Source organism: Mesorhizobium sp. M2A.F.Ca.ET.042.01.1.1, from assembly GCF_003997405.1.
Taxonomy (GTDB): domain Bacteria; phylum Pseudomonadota; class Alphaproteobacteria; order Rhizobiales; family Rhizobiaceae; genus Mesorhizobium.
In genome coordinates this window covers 1-6,597 of the sequence record NZ_RZRX01000300.1, presented here as the reverse complement: position 1 = coordinate 6,597, position 6,597 = coordinate 1, and the positions used below count along the sequence as shown (strand labels likewise).

The 6,597-nt window shown below is 67.6% G+C and carries 5 protein-coding genes; 3 read left to right on the top strand and 2 right to left on the bottom strand.

The features are described 5' to 3' along the window. On the top strand, positions 1 to 1,162 hold a 1,162-nt coding region (locus EOA23_RS29925), incomplete at its 5' end, for an FAD-binding oxidoreductase (RefSeq protein ID WP_145966519.1). A 188-nt stretch (positions 1,163 to 1,350) separates the two neighbouring features. Here the strand turns inward: EOA23_RS29925 and EOA23_RS29920 are convergent. Both EOA23_RS29920 and EOA23_RS29915 read right to left on the bottom strand, forming a co-directional pair. Then, on the bottom strand, positions 1,351 to 2,193 hold the full coding sequence (locus tag EOA23_RS29920; protein ID WP_245474388.1) for a BA14K family protein: 843 nt from the start codon (positions 2,191 to 2,193) through the stop codon (positions 1,351 to 1,353). Positions 2,194 to 2,319: 126 nt separating this feature from the next. Further along, the gene (locus EOA23_RS29915) at positions 2,320 to 3,420 is read right to left on the bottom strand and encodes a KamA family radical SAM protein (protein WP_189341755.1); all 1,101 of its coding nucleotides are present in this window, start codon (positions 3,418 to 3,420) and stop codon (positions 2,320 to 2,322) included. 398 nt (positions 3,421 to 3,818) lie between these two features. On the opposite strand from EOA23_RS29915, the gene EOA23_RS29905 reads away from it, so the two are divergent. Further along, positions 3,819 to 5,474 carry an acyl-CoA synthetase gene (locus EOA23_RS29905; RefSeq protein WP_127306782.1) on the top strand — a complete coding sequence of 552 codons (1,656 nt, stop codon included), beginning with the start codon at positions 3,819 to 3,821 and terminating at the stop codon, positions 5,472 to 5,474. Positions 5,475 to 5,915: 441 nt separating this feature from the next. Next, positions 5,916 to 6,597, top strand: a 682-nt coding sequence (locus EOA23_RS29900; RefSeq protein ID WP_210212508.1) for a hypothetical protein, incomplete at its 3' end; no start/stop codon positions are given.

The following is a 6,597-nucleotide window of genomic DNA, read 5'->3' as shown; positions in this document are numbered from 1 at the left end:
CAGGGCAGTGACTTCCCCTGGCCAGATCATCTGCGATCTTGGCGGGCTTGCCCAAATCGAGGAGATCGATCCGTTCGCGCGGGTGGCGGTCGTGCAGGCGGGGATGACGCTGGGGGCGCTGCAGGAGGCTGCGGCTGTGCATGGGCTCGACCCGGGCATCGACCTTGCCGCGCGCGGCAGCGCCACCATCGGCGGCATGGTTTCCACCAATGCCGGCGGCATCATGGCCTTTCGCAACGGCACGATGCGCCATCGCGTGCTCGGCCTTGAAGCCGTGCTGCCGGACGGGCGGGTGTTTTGCGACCTCACAAGGGTGCCGAAGACCAGCGCCGGCTATGATTTGAAGCATCTCTTCATTGGGGCTGAGGGCACGCTTGGCATCGTCACGCGCGTGGCGGTACGGCTCGATCCAGTGGCCGGCGCCAACGCCACGGCGCTGGTCGGTGTGCCGGATGCGGCCAGCGCCCAGCGCATCGTGCGGCATTTTCTTGGCTCAACCAGCGCGCGGCTCAGCGCCGCCGAAATCCTGTGGCGCAATTTCGCTTCGCTGATGCGGCGGGGGCTGGGCTATGCGCCCGGGCAGCTGCCGCTCGATGCGCCCTGCCTGCTGGTGCTGGGGCTCGGTGCCGACAGTGTCGAAGCGGCCAGAGGGGTGCTGGAGGACGGGCTGGCGGCGATCTGGGAAGAGGCCGGCATCGTGGACGGGCTGGTCGCGAGCTCCGAGGCGCAAGCCGCCCAGATGTGGCGGCTGCGCGAGGAGACAGAGCATATCGAGCGCGCGCACCCCATGGCGCCCTCCTTCGACGTGTCCGTGCCGGGCGGCGCGCTGGACGCCTATGTGGCGCGCATCGAGGCCGGGCTGAAGCGGATCGACGCCGCCTACGCGCCCTATGTCTACGGCCACCTCGCCGACGGCAATCTGCACATCTCGATCAATTGCGACGGCCCGCTTCCGCATGAGCGGCACGCGGCAATCGAGGAGGTGCTTTATGAGGGCCTGCGCGAAGCCGGCGGCTCGTTCTCGGCCGAGCATGGGGTCGGGCTGGAGAAGCGCGAGGCCTATGAGCGGCATGCGGACCCGGTGAAGCGGGATTTGGCGAAGGCGATCAAGGCGTTGATCGACCCGGGTCATGTGATGAATCCGGGGAAGGTCGTGGGGTGAAGGCTCTTTTCCTCGCCCCCATAAATGGGGGAGAGGTGGCTCGGCGAAGCCGAGACGGAGAGGGGGAGCGCCGACGTTGAAGGACGCGTGCCAGCCCGCCAGCGCCGAAGGCCCCTCTCCGGCCGCTTCGCGGCCACCTCTCCCCACTTCGTGGGGCGAGGAAACGCGAACCGCTAGGCGCCGGCGCCCTACTCGCATTGCCGGCGCGGGCCGCCGTCGAAGGGCTGGTAGCTGTTGTCGCTTGGATCGTAGGAGCGGTAGCGGCTGAAGCAGTAGTCGACATGGTCGGCCGAGACCTGCCGGCCGGAGGCCTGGGCGGCCTCCGCCTCGGGCGAGATCTCCTCCGGCGGGCCGCCATAGGTGGTGGCGTAGCCGTCGCCGGACGGGGCGTAGCCCTGCATCTCGGCCTGGTCGTCGCTCGTCTCGTTGATCCGGTCGCCGGCCGTGGCGGCCTGCCGGTCGTTAGCGCCCAGATCGCTTTGGCTAGTCGAGGCGGCGCGGTCGCCGGGATCGTAATAGGGCGAGATGCAGGGGCGCAGCTCGCCGCTGTAGGAGCGGTAGCTGTTTTCGTCCGGGCGATAGCTGCGATAGCGCGTCGCGCACCATTGCAGATGGGCGACAGGCAGTTGCCGCTCAGCCTGCTGGCCGGCCGGCGCCGGTTGCTGGGCCGCGTTGGCGTCAGGCGCGGGCTGACCGGGCGCGGAGACGCCCGGCAATGGCTGCAGCTTCGGCTGTGCTGGCGCCGCGAGTGCCGCGGCCTGGGTGGCGCCACCCGCCCTAGCTGGTTCGCCAGGGGCCGGCTCGCCGCCCGCCTTGGCGGGCGCGGCCTGCTGGGCGGGAATGCGCTCGAGATTCTGCTTCTGCGGATCGACCGGCTGCGCGTCCTTCGTCCAGAGCTCGGAAACGCCGATCGTGGGCGTTGCCTGGCGCACCGGCTTGGCGGCCAGCATCCAGGTGGCGAAGGCAAGCCCGCTGGCGAACACGGCCAAGGTCAGCACGAACCCACCGGCAATTCCCAACAAAGCCTTCACGCGGCGCTCCTTCAGTCCCCGCTCATAGAATGCGGGGCGCGAGATGGAGTTCCTTCTGCTGCGCAATGGGGGCCAAAGTCGGGCGGGCAAGCGCCGTCGCCGAAAGCCGGCAAGACAGATACGGCGTCAGTCCCCGCCAACCACTTCCGTGTATTCCCGCACCTTGCCGTCCTGGCCCCTGATCAGCCAGGTTCCGCCCTCGCATCCCTCGATATGGCTCGCCGCCAGCGGCACCTTGCCGCCGCCGTCCGGCAGGTCGATGACATAGGTCGGGTTGCAGATGCCGGAGAGCCGCCGGCGCAGTTCCGCCACCAGCGCCTGGCCCTCGGCGATCGTGGTGCGGCGGTGCGCCATGCCGCGCGCGAGATCGCCGTGGTGGAGGTAGTAGGGTTTCACGCCGAGACGGTACATCAGCTCGCGGCAGAGCTCCTCCAGCACCTCGACCTGATCGTTGACGCCTTTCAGCAGAACGCTCTGGTTGAGCAGCACGAAACCCGCCTGCCGCATCGCGTGGCAGGCTTCCTCCGCCGCGTCGGTGAGCTCACGCGGATGGTTGAAGTGGGTCACCACGCTCACCATCAGCCGGCCCTGCAGCGCCTCGACCAGGCCGGGCGTGATGCGCGACGGCAGCGCCACCGGCACGCGGGTGTGGATGCGCAGGAGCCTGAGATGCGGGATCGCCTCCAGGCGGGCGCGGATCTCGGCCAGCGCCTTGTCGGGCAGCGACAGCGGATCGCCGCCGGTCAGGATCACCTCGCGGATTTCCTTGTGCCCGGCGATGTAGGCCAGCGCCGGCTCCAGCGCCTCCCGCGTATAGCCGCGGCCGATCGAGGTCAGCGACTCCTTCCTGAAGCAGAAACGGCAATAGACGGCGCATTGATAGGTGGGGAACAGAAGCACGCGGTCGGCATGGCGGTGCGTCAGCCTGGGAACGGGGCTGAAGGCGTGGTCGCCGATCGGATCGTCGAGCTCGCCTTCGACAGCGACCAGCTCGTCCGGCGACGGGATCACCTGGGCGCGGATCGGATCGTCGGGGTCGGTCCAGTCGATCAGGTCGAGATAGGGTTTTGGCACGCGCACCTTGTGGGCGGCGGCGGCCTCCTGCGCGGCGGCGCGCTCGGCCGGCGAGAGCGGCAGCGGGACAAGATCGCGGACATGGCGCACGCCGGCACGGACATCGTCCTGCCAGGCGGCGTCGGCGGCCGGTTGTTTGAGATCGGTGGTCATGGACATCCCGGAACAGATTTGCGCGGGATATCGGATGGATGGCGCACGGCGTCAACCGCGCGGTTGACGCAGAGCCAAGCACGTTACCCGGCCGCGTCTCATTCCTTCGCGCCCCCCTCTGTCCTGCCGGACATCTCCCCCACTTGGGGGGAGATCGGATGTCGCGCCGGGTTTCGCCAATCGCGGATGTTTGTAATGAAGGGCCGGCGCTGAAGCCGCCAATCTCCCCCCTTGTGGGGGAGATGTCCGGCAGGACAGAGGGGCGCCGTGGAGCGCGACCTCACTCGCTTACCAGGGCTCATCGACTTTCGCCGCAATCGACCAGCGCCCTCTTTTCAGGCAATCTCCCTCGGGCGGCGATCATGGGGAGATGATCCGCCGCCCCAGGGAGGACTGCCATGACCGATATGCCGGCGCTGCCGCGCTACGAAGATGCCGTCGAGCGCTTCCGCATCGAGGACGAGATCGCGCGGCTTCACGGCGATCCGGCCACCGGCATCAACGCCTATGTCGAATGCTGCGGCCGCTACACAGGCGAAAACCGGCTGGCGCTGCGCGCGATCTCGGCCGGCGGCGAATTGCGCGAATATTCCTTCGACGGCCTCGCCGACATGTCGGGCCGCGTCGGCACCCTGCTCAAAAGTCTCGGCGTCGGCCCTGGCGATGTCGTGGCCGGCATGCTGCCGCGCATTCCAGAACTCGTGGCGCTGATCCTCGGCACATGGCGGATCGGCGCCGTCTACCAGCCTTTGTTCACCGCCTTCGGACCGAAGGCGATCGAGCATCGCCTGAGCTACAGCAAGGCGAAGCTGGTGGTGACCAACCCCGCCAACCGCCGCAAGCTCGATGAGGTGGAGAACCATCCGCGCGTCGCCACCATCCTCGCCCCCGGCGAGACGGTGCCCGATGGCGACATCGATTTCCGCGCGGCGCTCGCCGCCGCCTCCCCAGCCTGCGCGCCGGTGATGCGCAAGGGCTCGGACCTGTTCATGATGATGTCGACCTCCGGCACCACCGGGCACCCGAAAGGCGTGCCGGTGCCGCTCAGCGCGCTTCTTGCCTTCGGCGCCTATATGCGCGACGCGATCGGACTTCGCCCCGACGACGTCTTCTGGAACATCGCCGACCCCGGCTGGGCCTACGGGCTCTACTACGCCATCACCGGGCCTTTGCAGTTGGGCATCGCCACCACCTTCTATGAAGGCGCCTTCAACGCCAAATCGACCTATGACATCATCGAGCGGCTGGGCGTCACCAGCCTTGCCGGCTCGCCGACGGCCTACCGCCTGCTGATGGCGGAAGGGCCCGAGGCGGCCGCCCGCGTCCAAGGAAAACTGCGGGTGGTGAGCAGCGCCGGCGAGCCGCTCAACCCGGAAGTGATCCGCTGGTTCGACGCCCATCTCGCCGCGCCCATCCACGACCATTACGGCCAGACCGAGAACGGCATGATGGTCAACAACCATCACGGGCTCAGGCATCCGGTACGCGCGGGCTCGGCCGGTTTCGCCATGCCAGGCTACCGCATGGTGGTGCTGGACGACGAAGGCAACGAGCTCGGCCCCAACCAGCCGGGCGTGGTCGCTGTCGACATCGCCAACTCGCCGCTGCGCTGGTTCGACGGCTACCACCAGGCGGAAACGCCGGCGATTTCCGGCGGCTATTATCGCACCGGCGACACGGTGGAGTATGAGCCGGATGGCTCGGTCTCCTTCATCGGCCGGGCCGACGACGTCATCACCTCGTCCGGCTACCGCATCGGGCCTTTCGATGTCGAAAGCGCGCTGATCGAGCACCCGGCGGTCAACGAGGCGGCGGTGGTCGGCGTGCCCGATCCGCAGCGCACCGAGATCGTCAAGGCCTTCGTGGTGCTGGCGCCCGCTTACAAAGGCAGCGAGGCGCTGGCCGAGGAGCTCGCCCAGCATGTGAAGAAGCGGCTCTCGGCGCATTCCTATCCGCGCGAGGTCGAGTTCGTGAGCGAGCTGCCGAAGACGCCGAGCGGCAAGATCCAGCGGTTCCTGTTGCGGAAAGCGGAGGTGGAGAAGCGCAAGGCATAAGGCGCAGAGGCGGGAACTGCTGATCTCCCCCCTGTGGGGGAGATGTCCGGCAGGACAGAGGGGGGCGCTGTCCCGCCGACGTATCGGTACTTGGATCGGCATCCCAGCGCTTCGTCATCCTCGGGCTTGACCCGAGGATCCATGCCGTGACCTTCTCCGGAGGACGCAGCGGAGCAGAATTCTGAACCGTTGCAACACCTTAGCGTCACGGCATGGATCCTAGGGTCTGCGCTGCGTCGCTTCGCTCCTTGCTTCGCCCTAGGATGACGACCTCAATGGTTTGCGTTCCTTCGCGCCCCCCTCTCCCCTGCCGGGCATCTCCCCCACGAGGGGGGAGATTGGCAGCTTTAGCGGCAGCGCCTAAGTCTTTTTTTAGCCCAATCTTGCCTGCAAGACATGCATACGGTTTTGGGCGAAACGGGGCACATCATGCGGCTGGTCTTGACACTTCTCCTCGCGCTGGCAGGCAGCACGGCACTCGCTGCCTCGCCGGAAGACGATTATATCGCGGCGCGCGACAAGGCGATTGCCGACATCACCGCGCAGGTAAGCGCGAACACGGCCATCGAAACCATCGATGCGCAGAACGAAAAGGCGCTGGCCGACCTGCAGCAGCGTCTCGCCGCCATTCTCGGTCCGCTTTCGGTCAAGGGTTTTCCGGCGACCGGCACCAACAACATCGAAAGCCTCAACGCTTCCGATATCGGCTACGGCATGCTCGACGGGCTGCGCTATGCCCAGAGCGACGACGGCCCGAGCATCGTCGTCTCGACGCGCGGGCTGACCGAACGCTGGCTCAAGTCCAAGTCGACCGAGGCGGAAGCGGATTTCAAGCTGCCAACCGACATCGGCGCGGCGCTGAAGCTCGACAGCTTCTACACCCAGGCCATCGGCAGCGACGCCGCCTTCTCGGGCACGCTCGACTTTCCGCTGAAGAAACCCGACGGCGCCGACATGGTGGTGGCCCGGCTCGGCGGCTGGACGCAGGATGTCGGGCCGATCTACGAGCAGCATGTCGTGGTGGCGGTCGTCAAGGGCGGCCGCGTGCTGATTGCCGCGGCGCCCGCCTCGCCCGCCGTGCCGACGCTCTGTCTCTTATACACCTCTGACGCTGCCGACGCTA

Bases quoted from the DNA above. Each gene is read 5' to 3' on its own strand.
- EOA23_RS29915 (WP_189341755.1), bottom strand. From the start codon at position 3,420: ATGACCACCGATCTCAAACAACCGGCCGCCGACGCCGCCTGGCAGGAC.
- EOA23_RS29905 (WP_127306782.1), top strand. From the start codon at position 3,819: ATGACCGATATGCCGGCGCTGCCGCGCTACGAAGATGCCGTCGAGCGC.